Consider the following 16,869-nt stretch of genomic DNA (forward strand, 5'->3'; position numbering starts at 1 on the left):
GGCCCTTCGTACGCGAAGGACGGCCTCAGCAGCAGCGGAAGCCCTCGCGGGGGTCCGCCTCGCGGGCGTCGGTGCGGGCCCGTTCGAAGGCGCGCCGGGTCAGGACCTCGGCGTCCGGGTCGTGGGAGCGGGCGTGCGCCACGTAGCGGTCGTACGCGGCCTCACCGGAGAACTCCCGTACGTAGAACCGGGCCTTCGCCAGCGCCCCCCGCACCCCGCTCACGCGACGGGCTCCTTGGCCGCCTTGCCCCCGCTCCCGTCGAGGCCGGCGGCCGCGAGCTCGGCCTTCTCCTCGGCGGTGGCGATGAGCCCGGCCGGGGCGATGATCCTCGACTCGGTCCACGGCACCTCGGAGAGGCGGACCGACTCCGGGTTCCGGGCGGCCTTGAGGCAGACCCGGGCCGCGTCCACCAGCACGACGACGATCAGGAGCGCGAACAGCGCCGACAGGACCCCGTCGACCGTGGCGTTGGTGACCACGGTGTGCATGTCGTCCATGTTCTTGGCGGGCGGCAGCACCTTCCCGGCGTCGATGCCGGTCTGGTACTTGTCGCGCTGCGCGAAGAAGCCGACCTTCACGTCGTCGGAGAAGACCTTCTGGTAGCTCGCGGTGAGGGTGACGGCCACGTCCCAGGCCAGCGGAACGCCGGTGACCCAGGCCCACTTGAGCCGCCCGGACTTCACCAGCAGGGTGGTGCAGACGGCCAGGGCGACCGCCGCGAGCAGCTGGTTCGCGATGCCGAACAGCGGGAAGAGCTGGTTGATGCCGCCCAGCGGGTCCTTGACGCCGACCCACAGGAAGTAGCCCCAGCCGCCGACGACGACGGCGCTGGCGAGCCAGACGCCCGGCTTCCAGCTGACGTCCTTGAAGGACTTGTGCACGTTGCCGAGGGTGTCCTGGAGCATGAACCGGCCGACGCGGGTGCCGGCGTCGACGGTGGTCAGGATGAACAGGGCCTCGAACATGATGGCGAAGTGGTACCAGAAGGCCTTCATCCCGGCGCCGCCGATGACCGACGAGAAGATCTCCGACATCCCGAGTGCGAAGGTCGGCGCGCCGCCCGTACGGGACAGCAGGCTGGCCTCCTCGACGTCCTTCGCGGCCTGCGCGAGGGCCTCCGGGGTGATGGCGAAGCCGAAGTCGGTGACGGCCTTCGAGGCGGTCTGGACGGTGGCGCCGATGACGCCGCCGGGGGAGTTCACCGCGAAGAAGAGGCCGGGCTCGATGATGCTCGCCGCGATCACCGCCATGACGGCGACGAACGACTCGGTGAGCATGGCGCCGTAGCCGATGACCCGGACCTGGGTCTCCTTCTGGATCATCTTCGGGGTGGTGCCCGAGGCGACGAGCGAGTGGAAGCCGGACAGGGCGCCGCAGGCGATGGTGATGAAGACGAAGGGGAACATCGAGCCGGCGAAGACCGGACCGTCGCCGCGCGTGGCGAAGTCGGTGACCGCGGGCATCTTCAGCGTCGGCATCGCGATCACGACACCGACCGCCATCAGGGCGATCGTGCCGACCTTCATGAAGGTGGACAGGTAGTCGCGGGGCGCGAGCAGCAGCCACACCGGCAGCACCGAGGCGACGAAGCCGTACACGACCATCCAGATGACCAGCGTCTCCTTCTCCAGGGTGAAGGTGCCCGCCCAGGAGGAGTCGGCGACCCAGCCGCCGGCGACGATGGCGAGGAGCAGCAGCGCGACGCCTATGACGGAGACCTCGGTGACCCGGCCCGGCCGCAGGACGCGCAGGTAGACGCCCATGAACAGGGCGATCGGGATGGTCATGCCGATGGAGAAGACGCCCCAGGGGGAGTGCGCCAGGGCGTTGACGATGACCAGTGCGAGGACCGCCAGCAGGATGACCATGATGACGAACACGGCGACGAGGGCGGCGGCGCCGCCGACGGGGCCGATCTCGTCGCGGGCCATCTGGCCGAGGGAGCGGCCGTCGCGCCGGGTGGAGAAGAACAGGGTCACCATGTCCTGGACGGCGCCGGCGAAGATGACGCCGGCGACGATCCAGATGGTGCCCGGCAGGTAGCCCATCTGCGCGGCCAGCACCGGGCCGACCAGGGGGCCGGCGCCGGCGACGGCGGCGAAGTGGTGGCCGAAGAGCACGCGCCGGTCGGTGGGATGGAAGTCGACACCGTTGTCGAGGCGTTCGGCGGGGGTGGCCCGCGTCTTGTCGAGCCGCAGGACGCGGGTGGCGATGAAGCGGGAGTAGAAGCGGTAGCCGATGGCGTACGAGCCCAGCGCGGCGGCGAGCAGCCAGGCGGCCGAGATCTCCTCACCGCGGGACAGTGCGAGCACGCCCCAGCCGAGGGCCCCGACGAGGGCCACGCCCACCCAGACGGCGATCGACTGCGGGGAGGCCTTCCCCGAAGAGGAGGGCGAGCCCGGCCCGCCGCCTTGACCCGCCGCTTCTGTCCCTGTTGCTCCCGGTTCCGGCATGATCCTCGTCCCCTCGTTGATCATTTGCGTAAACGCACGGAATCTACGGGGGCTTGACCGGTGGAAGTAAGCCCCCGTCCGCATAGCGGTACGAGCGTCTACCGAGGGCCGTGGGCAGTCAACAGCTGATCACGTAGCGGGTCGCTGGAGGCGGGCCACGAATTTGTAACGGTCGCCGCGATATACCGATCGCACCCATTCGACCGGTTCTCCGTCGGCGTCCAGGGAGTGCCGGGAGAGCATCAGCATCGGCAGGCCCACGTCGGTCCCGAGCAGTCCGGCCTCGCGCGGGGTGGCCAGGGAGGTCTCGATGGTCTCCTCGGCCTCGGCCAGCCGGACGTCGTACACCTCGGCGAGGGCGGTGTAGAGCGAGGTGTACTTGACGAGGGAGCGGCGCAGCGCCGGGAAGCGCTTGGCCGAGAGGTGGGTGGTCTCGATGGCCATCGGTTCGCCGCTGGCCAGGCGCAGCCGCTCGATGCGCAGGACCCGTCCGCCCGTGGCGATCTTCAGCAGGCCCGCGAGGGTGTCGTCGGCGGTGACGTACCCGATGTCCAGGAGCTGGGACGTGGGCTCCAGGCCCTGGGCGCGCATGTCCTCGGTGTAGGAGGAGAGTTGCAGCGGCTGGGAGACCTTGGGCTTGGCGACGAAGGTGCCCTTGCCCTGGATGCGCTCCAGCCGGCCCTCGACGACGAGTTCCTGCAGGGCCTGCCGGACGGTGGTCCGGGAGGTGTCGAACTCGGCCGCGAGAGTACGCTCGGGCGGCACGGGCGTGCCGGGGGGGAGTGTTTCGGTCATGTCGAGCAAGTGGCGCTTGAGTCGGTAGTACTTGGGCACGCGCGCCGTGCGAGTGGCCGGCCCGCCTTCCGGCTCCGTGGTCGCCCCTTCGGTGGCCATCGCCGCCCGCCTTCCCGACTCCAGTTTCGCTGCCGTCACCGGCTCCTCCGATATGTGCGGTCACATGGTGACACGGGCGGGAGGGCAGGCCTCCTCCCCTCCCCCAGGTGTCGGTCCGATAACGGACCGAGCACCCGCTCATTAGACCCTTGACACCCCTAAAGGTCTAGGCCAAGCTCCCGGTACTGGTCTAAACCAATGTGGATCAGATCCCGGCCCCACGGCAGTACTTGGTACGTACGTCACCGCGGCGGGCGAGGGAAGGTGCAAAGCAGCAGCATCCCTGAGGAGGGTGGCGTGAAGCGCAAGCTCATTGCGGCGGTCGGTGTCGTGGGCATGATGGTCGGTGTCGCGGCGTGCGGCAACGGCGGCGACGACAAGCCGGAGTCCGACGCGTCGGGTGGCGCCAAGGAGATCACCGTCTGGGTCATGGACGGTTCCGCTCCCAAGGCCTGGATCGAGCAGGTCAACAAGGAGTTCTCGGCCAAGCACCCCGGTGTCACGGTCAAGGTCGAGGAGCAGAAGTGGACGGGCATCCAGGAGAAGATCACCACCGCCCTCTCCGAGAACACCCCGCCGGACGTCCTTGAGCTCGGCAACACGCAGACCGCCGGCTACGCGGTCACCGGCGGCCTCGCCGACCTGACCAAGGACAAGGCCAAGCTCGGTGCCGACGCCTGGCAGAAGAGCATGCTCGCCTCCGCCGAGGTCGAGGGCAAGCTCTACTCCGCCCCCTGGTACGCCGCCAACCGCGTCGTCGTCTACGACAAGAAGGCCTACGAGAAGGCCGGCGTCACCCCGCCGAAGACCCGCGACGAGTGGATCGCGGGCCTGGAGAAGCTGAAGGCGTCCGACCCGTCCGCCCAGCCGATCTACCTGCCCGGCCAGAGCTGGTACATCCTCGCCGGCTTCGTCTGGGACGAGGGCGGCGACCTCGCGGTCAAGGACGGCGGCAAGTGGAAGGGCCAGCTGGCCACCCCGCAGGCAGCCTCCGCCATGGACTTCTACAAGAAGCTCCAGTCCTTCTCCACCGCTCCCAAGGACAAGGACGAGGCCACCCCGCAGCAGTCCACCGACATCGTCCCCAAGGGCGGCGTCTCCTCCTGGATCGGTCTCGGCTGGGAGGCCGGCGGTGCCGAGAAGGCCCTGAAGGACGCGGGCAAGGAGGCCGACTTCGGCTACTTCCCGATCCCGGGCAAGACGGCCGACAAGTCCGGCACCGTCTTCCTCGGCGGCTCCAACCTCGCCGTGGCCGAGCGCTCCAAGAACAAGGAGCTCGCCAAGGAGTGGCTGGCCCTCGCCACCGGCAAGGACCAGATGACCAAGTACGCCGCCGAGGTCAAGGGCGCGCTGCTGCCGAACCAGACCGCCGCGAACTTCGCCCCGGCCGCCGGCTCCTTCGCCGAGGCCATGGCCAAGGCCGGCGCCAACGGCAAGATCACCCCGGTGACCGCCGGCTGGGCGAACGTCGAGACCGAGCCGAACCCGATCAAGGAGTTCATGACCAAGGTCCTGAAGGGTGAGGACGCCGCCAAGGCGGGCGCGGAAGCGGACAAGGAAATCGCGAACCGCATCAACAAGTAACGGCCCCACCCGGCAGTACCCGCACAGCCCAGCTGTGTGAACGCACCGGGGAGTGCGGCGGGCGGCCAGCCGCCCGCCGCGCCCCCGGTCGCGCATTTGACTCCACAGTCAACCGCGAGGAAGCCAAGCCATGACCGTGCACTCCCAGGGAGCGACGACCAGCGCTCCACAGGACGCACCACGCAAGTCCGCCGGACGGCCGCCGCAGGCACCCACCGCCGAGGCCGGCCCCAGTGATACGTCTCCTCGCGGGGGCAGAAGGCCGCTCCCCACCGGGTGGCTGCCCTACCTGCTGGTCCTGCCCGCCGTGGCCAGCCTCGCGCTCCTGCTGCTGTACCCGCTGATCAAGAACGTGATCCTGTCCTTCCAGGACATCAACAAGATCGAGTTCATCCAGCGGAAGTACCCCTTCGCGGGGTTCGACAACTACACCCAGCTGCTCGGCGACTCGAACTTCTGGACCGTCGTCGTCCGCAGCTTCGCCTTCACCTTCGCCAACGTCGTGCTGATCATGGTGATCGGCAGCCTCATCGGCATCCTGCTCAACCGCCTCGGCAAGTGGATGCGCCTGGTCCTGTCCATGGCCCTGGTGATGGCCTGGGCCATGCCGATCGTCGCCTCCGTCCAGGTCTTCTACTGGCTGTTCGACGAGCAGTTCGGCGTCATGAACTGGGTGATGCGCACCCTCGGCTTCTCCGGCTACGAGCAGCACAACTGGTTCGAGACCGGCTTCTCCACCCTCACCATCGTCACGATCCTGGTCGTCTGGGGCTCCATCCCCTTCGTCGCCCTCAACATGTACGCCGGCCTCACCACGGTCGGCGCCGAGCTGTACGAGGCCGCCCGCATGGACGGCGCCAACGGCTGGCAGACCTTCTGGAAGGTCGTCTTCCCCAACCTGAAGCCCTTCTTCCTGGTCACCACGTTCCTCGAGGTGATCTGGGTCTTCAAGGCCTTCACCCAGGTCTACGCGATGAACAAGGGCGGCCCGGACCGCGCCTCCGAGATCCTCCCGGTCTTCGCCTACGTCGAGGGCCAGAGCCAGGCCCACTACGGCCTCGCCGCCGCGATCTCCGTCCTGACGATCGTGATCCTGCTGGTCGTCATGTCCTTCTACTTCCGCCTGATCCTGAAGCAGGAGGAGGAGCAGTGAGCACCACCACCGCCCCGGACAAGCCCGCACAGCAGCTGCGCACCCGCAAGCCGCTGCGCCCCGCCACCGTCGCCAAGAACGCCGGCGCGGTGCTCCTGGCCCTGGTCTTCGTCTTCCCCGTCTACTGGATGTTCTCCTCGGCCCTCAAGCCGAACAGCGAGATCCTCACCAAGGACCCGGTCTTCGTCTTCACCCCGACCCTGGACAACTTCTCCAAGGCCACCGGTGTCACGAACTTCTGGACGTACGTCACCAACAGCCTCGTCGTCACCGTGGGCGCCGTCCTGCTGGCCCTGCTGGTCGCCCTCGCCGCGAGCTTCGCGATCGCCCGCATGAAGTTCAAGGGCCGCAAGGGCCTCGTCCTCGGCGTGATGATGGCGCAGATGGCCCCCTGGGAGGTCATGGTCATCGCGATGTACATGATCGCCCGCGACGCCGAGATGCTGAACAGCATCGGCCTGCTCACCGCGATCTACTTCGTGATGGTCCTCCCCTTCACCATCTGGACCCTGCGCGGCTTCATCGCCGCCGTCCCGGTGACCCTGGAGGAGGCCGCCCAGATCGACGGCTGCACCCGCGGCCAGGCCTTCCGCAAGGTGATCTTCCCGCTGCTGGCCCCCGGCCTGATGTCCACCTCGCTCTTCGGCTTCATCACCGCCTGGAACGAGTTCGCGATGGTCCTGATCCTCAACAAGGACAAGACCGCCCAGACCCTGCCCCTGTGGCTGACCCAGTTCAAGACCGCCTTCGGCAACGACTGGGGCGCCACCATGGCCGCGTCCTCGATCTTCGCGATCCCCGTCCTGGTGATCTTCATCTTCCTCCAGCGCAAGGCCGTCGGCGGCATGACCTCCGGCGCCGTGAAGGGATAACGGACCATGACGATCCTTGCGCACCGCGTCGACAGCCTCACCCGCGACGCCCTCGCGGTCCTCCAGCCCGGCTTCGAGGGCACCACCGCCCCCGCCTGGCTGCTGCGCCAGGTCGCCGAAGGCCTCACCGCCGTCGGCCTGTTCGGCCGCAACATCGCCTCGCCCGAGCAGCTCGCCGCGCTCACCGCCCAGCTGCGGGAGGTCCGCCAGGACGTGCTCGTCGCCATCGACGAGGAGGGCGGCGACGTCACCCGCCTGGAGGTCCGCGGCGGCTCGTCCTTCCCCGGCAACCTCGCCCTCGGCGCCGTCGACGACACCGCCCTGACCCGCGGGGTCGCCCGCGAGCTGGGCCGCCGCCTCGCCGAGTGCGGGGTCAACCTCAACTGGGCGCCGTCCGCGGACGTCAACTCCAACCCCGACAACCCGGTCATCGGCGTCCGCTCCTTCGGCGCCGACACCGCGCTCGCCGCCCGGCACACCGCCGCCTACGTCGAGGGCCTCCAGGCCGCCGGCGTCGCGGCCTGCACCAAGCACTTCCCGGGCCACGGCGACACCAACGTCGACTCGCACCACGCCCTGCCCCGCATCGACGTCGGCCTGGAGACCCTCCAGGCCCGCGAGCTGGTCCCGTTCAAGGCGGCCATCGAGGCCGGCACCAAGGCCGTGATGAGCGCCCACATCCTGGTGCCCGCACTCGACCCGACCCGGCCCGCCACCCTCAGCCCGCAGATCCTCACCGGCCTGCTGCGCAAGGAACTGCGCTACGAGGGCCTCATCGTCACCGACGGCATGGAGATGAACGCCATCGCCGGGACGTACGGCATCGAACGCGGCTCGGTGCTCGCCATCGCGGCCGGCGCCGACGCCATCTGCGTCGGCGGGGGCCTCGCCGACGAGGCGACCGTGCTGCGCCTGCGCGACGCGCTGGTCGCCGCCGTACGCGAGGGCGTCCTCCCGGAGGAGCGGCTCGCCGACGCCGCCGCCCGGGTCCGCGCCCTCGCCGACTGGACCCTCCGGTCCCGCCCGGACGCGCCGCGGGAGGGGAGCGGCGCGTCCGGCATCGGCCTGACGGCGGCCCGCCGCGCGGTGGCCGTCTCGGGGAAGGCCGCCCCGGTCACCGCCCCGTACGTCGCCACCCTCGCGCCCGTCGCGAACATCGCGGTCGGCGACGAGACCCCGTGGGGGGTGGCCGCGGAGCTGGCCGAGCTGCTCCCGGGGACCGGCTCGGGGGTCTACCCCGAGGGCTGTGCCGCCGCCGACGTGCTGGCGGACGCGGGGGAGCGCACCGTCGTGGCGGTGGTCCGCGACGCGCACCGCCACCCGTGGATGACCGCGATCCTGGACGCGCTGGTCGCGGCCAGGCCGGACACCGTGGTCGTGGAGATGGGACTGCCGCGCGCCGAGCCGCGCGGGGCGCTGTACGTCGCCACGCACGGCGCCTCCCGCGTCTGCGGGCGGGCCGCGGCCGAGGTCATCGCCGGCCGCGCCTGAGACCGCGCGCGGGACCGGCCGCGCCCGGGACACGAGAAGGCCGGGCCCCCGTGGAGGGGGGCCCGGCCTTCTCGTTCGCCCGGTGTCCGGGGTTACAGACCCTGCCAGGACGGCTTGGCGGCGTAGGTCTGGCGGAAGTAGTCGGCCAGCTTCAGCTTGGAGGCGGCCGCCTCGTCCACGACGACGGTCGCGTGCCGGTGCAGCTGCAGCGCAGAGGCCGGCACCAGCGCGGACAGCGGGCCCTCGACGGTCTGCGCGACGGCCTCGGCCTTGCCCTCGCCGGTGGCCAGCAGGACCAGGTGGCGGGCGTCGAGGATGGTGCCTATGCCCTGGGTGATGACGTGGTGCGGCACCTGGTCGATGTCGTCGTCGAAGAAGCGCGCGTTGTCCACGCGGGTCTGCTCCGTCAGCGTCTTGATGCGGGTGCGGGAGGCCAGCGAGGAGCAGGGCTCGTTGAAGCCGATGTGCCCGTCGGTGCCGATGCCCAGCAGCTGGAGGTCCACCCCGCCGGCGGCGGCGAGGGCCGCGTCGTACGCCTCGCAGGCGGCCTGGACGTCCTCGGCGGAGCCGTCGGGGCCCATGAAGGAGGCCTCGGTCAGGCCGAGGGGCTCGACGACCTCGCGGAGCACCACGGCGCGGTAGGACTCCGGGTGCCCGGCCGGCAGGCCGACGTACTCGTCGAGCTGGCAGATCCGGGCCGCGGAGGCGTCGGCCTCGCCGGCCCGGACCTTCGCCGCGAGGGCTTCGTAGATGGGCAGCGGGGTAGAGCCGGTCGCCACGCCGAGCAGGGCGTCGGGCTTGCGGCGGAGCAGGGCGGCCATGGCCTCCGCGATGAGCTCGCCGCCTGCCGTGGCGTCCGGGACGATGACAACTTCCACGCTGGGCCTGCCGATCTGAGTGGTGTGCGGGGTTGTGGTATAGACCAATCTAGCAGAGCGGGCCCGCCCGCGGCGGACCTCCGGCACATCCATCGTCCCGCCATCCCCGGCCTTCCGCCCGGCCTGCGGAGCCGCTGCGCGGGGCTGGTCCCCTACCCGCCCTTCGCCCGTTCCCCGGGCTCCGCCCGGACCCGCGCCTCGAACTCCCCCAGCTACCGCTGGGAGGTGCCCCCAGGCGGGGCTGAAGAACCGGGGCTCCGCCCGGACCCGCGGCTCGAACTCCCCCAGCTACCGCTGGGAGGTGCCCCCAGGCGGGGCTGCATACAGCCCCGCCGGTGGGAACGGGCGAAGGGTGGGGCGGGGAGTGGCGCCGCAGGCACCCCCGCCCCGCCCCCGGGGGCTACAGCAGGGCCAGTTGCAGGCCGCCCGTGGCGGAGAGGTGCTGGCCGGTGACCCAGCGGGAGTCCGGGGAGGCCAGGAAGGCCACCACGTCCGCGACCTCCTCCGGCGTGCCCACCCGGTTGAAGACCGACCGGGACGCGGCGTGCGCCCGGGCCGCCGGATCGGCCAGCCAGGCCGCGTTGAGGTCGGTCTCCGTGATGCCGGGGCCCACCGAGTTCACCGTGATACCGCGCGGCGCGAGCGCGGCGGCCAGGGACACCGTCAGCGCGTTCACCGCGCCCTTGGCCATGACCGTGGCCAGGATCGCCGGCAGGGCGATGTCCGGGGTGCCGGTCACGTTCACGATCCGGCCCCCGTCCGCCAGCCGCTCCAGCCCGTGCTTGATCACGAAGAACGGGGCCCGTGCGTTGAGGGCCTGCACCCGCTCGTAGGTCTCCTCGTCCGTGTCCCCGATGCCCGCGAAGGCCGCCGCCCCGGCGTTGTTCACCAGGACGTCCACCCGCGCGGTGTGCGCGGGGTGGGCCTCGTACGCGGCCCACAGCGCCTGCGCGTCGCCCGGCACCCCCAGCTCCGCCCCGAGGGCGAAGGCGCGGCCCCCGGCCGCCTCGATCGCCGCGACGGTCTCCTTCGCGGCCGCCTCGTTGTGCCCGTAGTGCACCGCGACCAGCGCCCCGTCCCGCGCCAGCCGTTCGGCGACGGCCCTGCCGATGCCCCGGCCGCCGCCCGTGACCAGTGCCGTCTTCCCCTTGAGCACGCCCATGACGCGCCCCCTCCCTGATTCGCTAACGGTCGCTACAGAAAGGGACCGTACCAGATTCCATAGCGGCCGCTATAGAATGACGCCCATGGTGACAGGACAGCGCGGCAGGCCCCGCTCCTTCGACCGGGCCGCCGCCCTCGACAAGGCGATGCTCACCTTCTGGGAGCAGGGCTACGAGACCACGTCCATCGCGGACCTGACCCGCAACCTGGGCATCGGCGCGCCCAGCCTCTACGCCGCCTTCGGCGACAAGCGCAAGCTCTTCGACGAGGTCGTGGTGGTCTACGGCAGCCGGTACGGGGACTTCGCGAGCGTGGCGCTCGCCGAGGAGCCCACCGCCGCCGCGGCCATCGGCCGCATCCTGCGCGAGGCCGCCGAGATCTACACCGACCCCGCCCACCCGCCGGGCTGCATGGTGATCAGCGCGGCCGCCAACACCACCTCGGAGGAGGTGGCCGAGGCCCTGCGCGAGCGCCGCAACGCCAACCTGGACCTGTTCGAGAGCCGCATCAGGGCCGACATCGCGAGCGGCGAGCTGCCGCCCGGTACGGACGCGCGGGCGCTGGCCCGCTTCGCCGGGGCGGTGCTCCAGGGGATGTCGCAGCAGTCGCGCGACGGGGCGAGCCGGGAGGAGCTGGAGGCCGTCGCGGAGCGGGCGCTGCTGGCCTGGCCGCGCCAGGCGACGGGCGAGGAGCCGGGTGGCGGGTAACGGGTAATGGGCGTCCGGTAACCGGAAACCGGAATCCGCGCGGGGAATTCCGCCGGGGGAAATCCGCACGAGAGGCGATTTCCTCTGGGCCACGGTGCAGGGCGGGACCCTCAACCCACCCGGCACCGTAGCCCGGAGTACTCACGGCCGTAGGGTGTGCGGTGCCCGGCGGCCGTTGGGGAGGTGAACCCGCGCGGTCAGGGCAGAACGCGCGGCCACCTCGATCCGTCCTCCTGTGCGGGGAGGGCGGAAGCGTGAAACCCAATTGTGGACTAGACCAATCTGTCCTGTCCATCCAAGTGCGGGGACTACTGACCCGTCACTTCCTCCAACAGTACGCGGAGTCTGCCCCTCCTGGATACTCCTGAGTATTCGTGGTGGGGAAAGTCATCCTCGTACCCGGGGTACGCTCGCAAGGTGCCCTCCATGAACGACCTCGTACGCCAGCACACCGCTCTCAGTGAAACCGAGCTGGAGTGGCTGCACCTGCTGGTCTCGGAGTGGCAGCTGCTCTCCGACCTCTCCTTCGCCGACCTCGTGCTCTGGGTCCCCACCCTCGACGGCACCCGCTACGTCTCCGTGGCGCAGATGCGGCCCAACACCGGCCCCACCTCCTACCAGGACGACATGGTCGGCCACCTGGTCCCGCGCGGCCGCCGCCCGCTGCTCGACGCCGCCCTCGACGAGGGCCGCATCGTGCGCGAGGGCGACCCGGAGTGGCGCGAGGAGGTGCCGGTCCGCGTCGAGTCGATCCCCGTCCGCCGAGAGGGGCGCGTCCTCGGCGTGATCGCGCGCAACACCAACCTGCTCACTGTGCGTACACCGAGCCGGCTGGAGCTGACCTACCTCCAGTCCGCCTCCGACCTCGCCCAGATGATCGCCGCGGGCGCCTTCCCCTTTCCGGGGCAGCAGGTCGACATGGACGCCTCCCCGCGCGTCGGCGACGGTCTGATCCGCCTCGACGCCGACGGCGTGGTGACGTACGCGTCCCCGAACGCGCTCTCCGCCTACCACCGCCTCGGCCTCGCCGCCGACCTCGTCGGCCAGCACCTGGGCACCACCACCGCCGAACTCGCCCCCTCCCGGGGCCCGGTGGACGAGGCCCTCGTCAAGCTCGCCAGCGGCTGGGCGCCGCGCGAGACCGAGGTCGAGGGCAACGGCGGCGTCATCCAGCTGCGCGCCATCCCGCTCAAGCCCAAGGGGACCCGCATCGGCTCCCTCGTCCTGTGCCGCGACGTCACCGAACTGCGCCGTCGCGAACGTGAACTGATCACCAAGGACGCCACCATCCGGGAGATCCACCACCGGGTGAAGAACAACCTCCAGACCGTGGCCGCCCTCTTGCGGCTCCAGGGCCGGCGCATGGATTCGCCCCAGGCGCGCGAGGCGCTCAACGAGGCGGTGCGCCGCGTCGGTTCGATCGCGATCGTGCACGAGACCCTTTCCCAGAACCTCGACGAGCGGGTCGAGTTCGACGAGATCGCCGACCGGGTGATCGCGATGGTCGCCGAGATCTCGCCCGGCCGGGTGGAGTGCCGGCGCCTCGGCCGGTTCGGGATCCTGGACGCCGAGGTCGCCACTCCGCTGTCGATGGTGCTGACCGAGATCCTCCAGAACGCCCTGGAACACGCCTTCACGCACGGGGAGGGCGGCACCGTGGAGGTGTCGGCCAGTCGCTCCGGCAGCGGCCGCACCGACTCCCGGCTGCTGATCACCGTCGTCGACGACGGCTGCGGCCTGCCCGAGGGCTTCGACCCCCAGCGGGCCGGCAACCTCGGGCTGCAGATCGTCCGGACCCTCGTGGAGGGCGAACTCGGCGGCACCTTCGACATGGTCCGGGCCGAGCCGCGCGGCACCCGGGTCGTCCTCGACGTACCCGCCAGCCCGCAGAAGTAGGACGGACGGCCGGACGGCCCGTCACCGAGAGTGACGGGCCGTCCGGCCGTACCGTGCCCGCACAGCACTGAGCCCCGGACCGGTGGTTCCCGGTCCGGGGCTCAAGAGCACGTTGCTGAGCGCTTTGTGAGGTACTACGCGCTGCGGCTCGAGGCTCGAAAGTCGATGTCAGGCGGTGGCGTTACGCGCCCGATTGCGAGCGGCGCGGCGCTTCATGGCGCGGCGCTCGTCCTCGCTGAGACCGCCCCAGACGCCGGAGTCCTGGCCGGACTCGAGCGCCCACTGCAGGCACTGCTCCATCACGGGGCAGCGGCGGCAGACGGCCTTGGCTTCCTCGATCTGCAGCAGCGCAGGACCGGTGTTGCCGATGGGGAAGAAGAGTTCCGGGTCTTCCTCGCGGCAAACGGCGTTGTGACGCCAGTCCATGGCTGCTCCATCTCCTTGTATTGCGGGCAGGTTGCTTGTGAATGTGAACGCTTTCACGAATCCCCCCGTGAGGGAAGGGCCGACGCCCAGTTGCCTGGTGCGGTCCGAAGATTCGTGGTGGGGTTCTGGCGCTCTGTGTGGGTGCCGGGTTCTGCGGGCTGTCCCGATCGCCATGTAGAGATTCGCAAACCTCGGACGGGGATACAACCCCTTCCGGAAAGTTTTTTTGGATTCGTCGGTGTCTACTAGGTCACAGCCCTAGTTCCTGGGGGTGGACTGGCGTGTAAACGTTCGACTGAAAGGACTTTGGGCCCTTCCACTCACACAATCACACGCAGTGCACGGCGTACGCCTGTGAACCGAACGCTGGTGCGCAGTCCGAGGTGATCTCCGTCCATCTGGAATGGGAGCGGAACCTTCGAATGCAAGGTGAAGTCCGTCAGATCGTGCAGAGACACCGCGTGCTTGCCGTGCGGGCCCCGCTCAGGAGTCGAGGTCAGGAGCTGTGTCGCGTACCGGGCCACGGCCGGAGTTGACAAACGGTCGAGCGCCAGTACGTCAAGTGCGGTATCGAAGGACGCCTCCGGAGAGGCGTAAAGGGGCTTGTTCCCCAGATACGTCCAGGGCGAGGTGTTGCAGACTATCGACAGCACCAGGTCCGTCACCGGATCCGCGCCGGGCTGCTCCAGCGTGATCGTGCCGTGCCGCCGGTTGGGCTCCTCCCAGAACTGGCGCATCAGCTGCCGCACGTACAGCGCGTGGGTGGACCGCTTGCCGCGCTCGCGCTGCTGCTCGACCCGTCCCACCACACCCGCGTCGAATCCGAAGCCGGCGCAGAACGTGAACCAGCGCTCCGGCACCGACTCGTCCTCGGTCCCCGGGACGCCGGACGCCAGTCCCAGCCCGACCGTCCGCCGGCGTTTCTCCCGCAGCGCGTCCAGCAGGGCGCCCGTGGCCTCGACCGAGTCGTTCGGCAGCCCGAGCGCGCGGGCGAACACGTTCGTGGAACCGCCCGGGACCACGGCCAGGCCCGGCAGCCCCTCCGGGTCGGGCCCCTCGTGCAGCAGTCCGTTGACCACCTCGTTGACGGTGCCGTCGCCGCCGAGCGCCACCACCAGGTCGACACCCTCCCGCGCGGCCCTGCGCCCCAGGTCGCGGGCGTGCCCCCGGTACTCGGTGGTCACCGCCTCCAGCTTCATCTCGCTGGCCAGGGCGTGGGTCAGGACGTCGCGCGTGCGCGCACTGGTGGTCGTCGCTGCAGGGTTGGCCACGAGAAGAGCACGCATGGTCGCCAGAGTACCCACCCCTCCATATGCGGCCCATACCGGCCGTACCGTCCGGGTGCCCAGGCGCGCGGCTACCCTGCTGGGGTGAGCAAGAAGCCGACCCCCCAAGCCCCCGCCGCCCCCGAGCCCGCAGCGCTGCCGGGCCGGCTGACCGCCGCCGCCGCGCTGACCGCGCTGGAGGGCCTGGCCCTGGCCGGGCTCGGCGTCTACATGCTGTTCGTCGGCATCGCCGGGGACCCCGACTCCCCGCAGCAGGCCGAGACCGGCGGAATCACCCTGCTCGCCCTCGCCGCGCTCCCGCTGGTCGCGGCGCGCGGGCTGCGCCTGGGCCGCCGCTGGAGCCGCGGGCCCGCGCTGATCACCCAGCTGATGGCACTGCCGGTGGCCTGGACCCTGTGGACCACCGGCGGGGCGATGACCGCGGCCGCCGTGGCCCTGGCCCTGGCCGCGGTGGCCGTCGCCGCGCTGCTGGTGAACCCGACGGCGACCGAGGCCCTGGGCATCGGCCCGGGCGGCCGGGCCCGCTAGCGGGCCCGGCGGCCGCCGGGCCCTCTTCCGTCTGCGCCTACTCCTCGACCAGGAGCTTCTCCCGGAGCTGGGCCAGGGTGCGGGCCAGCAGCCGGGACACGTGCATCTGCGAGATGCCGACCTCCTGCGCGATCTGCGACTGGGTCATGTTGCCGAAGAAGCGCAGCAGCAGGATCCGCTTCTCCCGCGGCGGCAGTCCCTCCAGCAGTGGTTTGAGGGACTCCCGGTACTCGACGCCCTCCAGCGCCTCGTCCTCAGAGCCGAGGGTGTCCGCGACCGCCGGCGACTCGTCGTCGGTGTCCGGCACGTCCAGGGAGAGCGTGCTGTAGGCATTGGCCGACTCCAGCCCCTCCAGCACCTCCTCCTCGGAGATCCCCAGCCGCTCGGCCAGCTCGTGCACCGTCGGGGACCGGCCGTGCTGCTGGGACAGCTCCGCCGTGGCCGTGGTCAGCGAGAGCCGCAGCTCCTGCAGCCGCCGGGGCACGCGTACCGCCCAGCCCTTGTCGCGGAAGTGCCGCTTGATCTCGCCCACCACGGTGGGGGTGGCGTACGTGGAGAACTCGACCCCGCGGTCGGGGTCGAACCGGTCCACCGACTTGATCAGGCCGATGGTGGCGACCTGGGTCAGGTCGTCCAGCGGCTCGCCGCGGTTGCGGAACCGCCGCGCCAGGTGCTCGACCAGCGGCAGGTGCATCCGCACCAGCCGGTTGCGCAGCTCCGCCCGCTCGGGTGATCCCTCGGGCAGCCGGCGCAGCTCGAAGAACAGGGCCCGCGCGCCGCTGCGGTCCCGCGGATCCGGCAGCGCCACAGGCGCCTCCGGTACCTCCGGGGCCGCTGCCTCCGGGGGCTGTGGTTGGTCGTGCTGGTTCTCGCTCATAGGGCCCGCCCGTCGCTCCGCCGAGTCCAAAAAGCCGTCTTCCGCATCCGCGTCAGCCGGGTGCGGCCGGGCGTGCTGCTGCTCCGGGATGCCGCCGTCGACCTCGTGCCTCACCCGGGGCCGATCCCCGCCCCGCACCGGGATCTCCCCGCCGCTCACGCCGGGCCTGGCCCCGCGCCGCGCTGTTTGTAGAGGCTGATGCTCACTGTCTTGTTGTCCTCGACCGTCGCCTCGACCTTGCCGGCCAGGGCCGACAGGACCGTCCACGCGAACGTGTCGCGCTCCGGCGCCCGCCCGTCCGTGGTCGGGGCGGAGACGGTCACTTCCAGCGAATCGTCGATCAGCCGGAAGACGCAGCTGAGGACGGAGCCCGGCACGGCCTGCTGGAGCAGGATCGCGCAGGCCTCGTCCACCGCGATGCGGAGGTCCTCGATCTCGTCGAGGGTGAAGTCCAAACGTGCCGCGAGACCGGCCGTGGCCGTGCGCAGCACCGACAGGTAGGCACCCGCAGCCGGCAGCCGGACTTCCACGAAGTCCTGGGTCCCGGGTTCGCCTGCGATCTGGGACACCCTCACCTCCAAGGTGGTACGAGCTCTGTTCGCCGGTGACGCTATCGCGATCCGGGCGATCGTGTCGCGGCACCCCTCATGGCGCCCGCT

At 70.8% G+C, this 16,869-nt stretch carries 16 protein-coding genes; 7 read left to right on the forward strand and 9 right to left on the reverse strand.

The genetic code is table 11. The features are described 5' to 3' along the window. Nucleotides 1-25 precede the first annotated feature (25 nt). The 3 genes from D1J60_RS23705 to D1J60_RS23715 form a co-directional block, all read right to left on the reverse strand. The gene (locus tag D1J60_RS23705; protein ID WP_007266448.1) at nt 26-223 is read right to left on the reverse strand and encodes a YbdD/YjiX family protein; all 198 of its coding nucleotides are present in this window, start codon (nt 221-223) and stop codon (nt 26-28) included. Continuing rightward, entirely contained in the window at nt 220-2,454 is a 2,235-nt protein-coding gene (locus D1J60_RS23710) for a carbon starvation CstA family protein (protein ID WP_241253381.1), read from the reverse strand. Before D1J60_RS23710 ends, D1J60_RS23705 begins: the two co-directional genes overlap by 4 nt. A gap of 129 nt (nt 2,455-2,583) precedes the next feature. Continuing rightward, nucleotides 2,584-3,348 carry a GntR family transcriptional regulator gene (locus D1J60_RS23715; protein WP_007266450.1) on the reverse strand — a complete coding sequence of 255 codons (765 nt, stop codon included), beginning with the start codon at nt 3,346-3,348 and terminating at the stop codon, nt 2,584-2,586. 297 nt (nt 3,349-3,645) lie between these two features. Between D1J60_RS23715 and D1J60_RS23720 the strand changes: the two genes are divergently transcribed. From D1J60_RS23720 to D1J60_RS23735, 4 genes are all read left to right on the forward strand, one after another. Then, the gene (locus tag D1J60_RS23720; protein ID WP_125822457.1) at nt 3,646-4,932 is read left to right on the forward strand and encodes an extracellular solute-binding protein; all 1,287 of its coding nucleotides are present in this window, start codon (nt 3,646-3,648) and stop codon (nt 4,930-4,932) included. A 307-nt stretch (nt 4,933-5,239) separates the two neighbouring features. Then, nucleotides 5,240-6,085: a sugar ABC transporter permease gene (locus D1J60_RS23725; protein ID WP_347147194.1), complete on the forward strand. Its 846-nt coding sequence runs from the start codon at nt 5,240-5,242 to the stop codon at nt 6,083-6,085. 35 nt (nt 6,086-6,120) lie between these two features. Next, nucleotides 6,121-6,957: a carbohydrate ABC transporter permease gene (locus tag D1J60_RS23730; protein WP_125594306.1), complete on the forward strand. Its 837-nt coding sequence runs from the start codon at nt 6,121-6,123 to the stop codon at nt 6,955-6,957. 6 nt (nt 6,958-6,963) lie between these two features. After that, entirely contained in the window at nt 6,964-8,448 is a 1,485-nt protein-coding gene (locus D1J60_RS23735; RefSeq protein ID WP_125822458.1) for a glycoside hydrolase family 3 protein, read from the forward strand. Nucleotides 8,449-8,540: 92 nt separating this feature from the next. On the opposite strand, the gene nagB is transcribed toward D1J60_RS23735, so the two are convergent. Further along, nucleotides 8,541-9,326, reverse strand: coding sequence for a glucosamine-6-phosphate deaminase (gene nagB / locus D1J60_RS23740; protein WP_125594275.1), 786 nt, complete (start codon nt 9,324-9,326; stop codon nt 8,541-8,543). A 400-nt stretch (nt 9,327-9,726) separates the two neighbouring features. Next, nucleotides 9,727-10,488: an SDR family oxidoreductase gene (locus tag D1J60_RS23745; protein WP_125822459.1), complete on the reverse strand. Its 762-nt coding sequence runs from the start codon at nt 10,486-10,488 to the stop codon at nt 9,727-9,729. Between the two features lie 85 nt (nt 10,489-10,573). Here D1J60_RS23745 and D1J60_RS23750 point away from each other — a divergent pair, with 85 nt between their 5' ends. After that, nucleotides 10,574-11,197: a TetR/AcrR family transcriptional regulator gene (locus tag D1J60_RS23750; protein WP_164720956.1), complete on the forward strand. Its 624-nt coding sequence runs from the start codon at nt 10,574-10,576 to the stop codon at nt 11,195-11,197. Between the two features lie 426 nt (nt 11,198-11,623). Next, on the forward strand, nt 11,624-13,093 hold the full coding sequence (locus D1J60_RS23755; protein ID WP_125594272.1) for a PAS domain-containing sensor histidine kinase: 1,470 nt from the start codon (nt 11,624-11,626) through the stop codon (nt 13,091-13,093). A 168-nt stretch (nt 13,094-13,261) separates the two neighbouring features. Here the strand turns inward: D1J60_RS23755 and D1J60_RS23760 are convergent, their stop codons facing one another. Continuing rightward, nucleotides 13,262-13,519, reverse strand: coding sequence for a WhiB family transcriptional regulator (locus tag D1J60_RS23760; protein ID WP_004937597.1), 258 nt, complete (start codon nt 13,517-13,519; stop codon nt 13,262-13,264). A 320-nt stretch (nt 13,520-13,839) separates the two neighbouring features. Next, nucleotides 13,840-14,805 (reverse strand): diacylglycerol kinase family protein, encoded by a 966-nt coding sequence (locus tag D1J60_RS23765; protein ID WP_125594271.1) that lies wholly within the window; start codon nt 14,803-14,805, stop codon nt 13,840-13,842. Between the two features lie 84 nt (nt 14,806-14,889). Between D1J60_RS23765 and D1J60_RS23770 the strand changes: the two genes are divergently transcribed. Then, complete coding sequence (locus tag D1J60_RS23770) at nt 14,890-15,333, forward strand: hypothetical protein (RefSeq protein ID WP_125822461.1); 444 nt, start codon at nt 14,890-14,892, stop codon at nt 15,331-15,333. A 37-nt stretch (nt 15,334-15,370) separates the two neighbouring features. On the opposite strand, the gene D1J60_RS23775 is transcribed toward D1J60_RS23770, so the two are convergent. Beyond that, nucleotides 15,371-16,324 (reverse strand): RNA polymerase sigma factor SigF, encoded by a 954-nt coding sequence (locus tag D1J60_RS23775; protein WP_125822462.1) that lies wholly within the window; start codon nt 16,322-16,324, stop codon nt 15,371-15,373. Between the two features lie 41 nt (nt 16,325-16,365). Beyond that, on the reverse strand, nt 16,366-16,779 hold the full coding sequence (locus D1J60_RS23780; RefSeq protein WP_007266463.1) for an anti-sigma regulatory factor: 414 nt from the start codon (nt 16,777-16,779) through the stop codon (nt 16,366-16,368). Nucleotides 16,780-16,869 lie beyond the last annotated feature (90 nt).

This window comes from Streptomyces sp. W1SF4 (assembly GCF_003950035.1).
GTDB lineage: Bacteria > Actinomycetota > Actinomycetes > Streptomycetales > Streptomycetaceae > Streptomyces > Streptomyces racemochromogenes.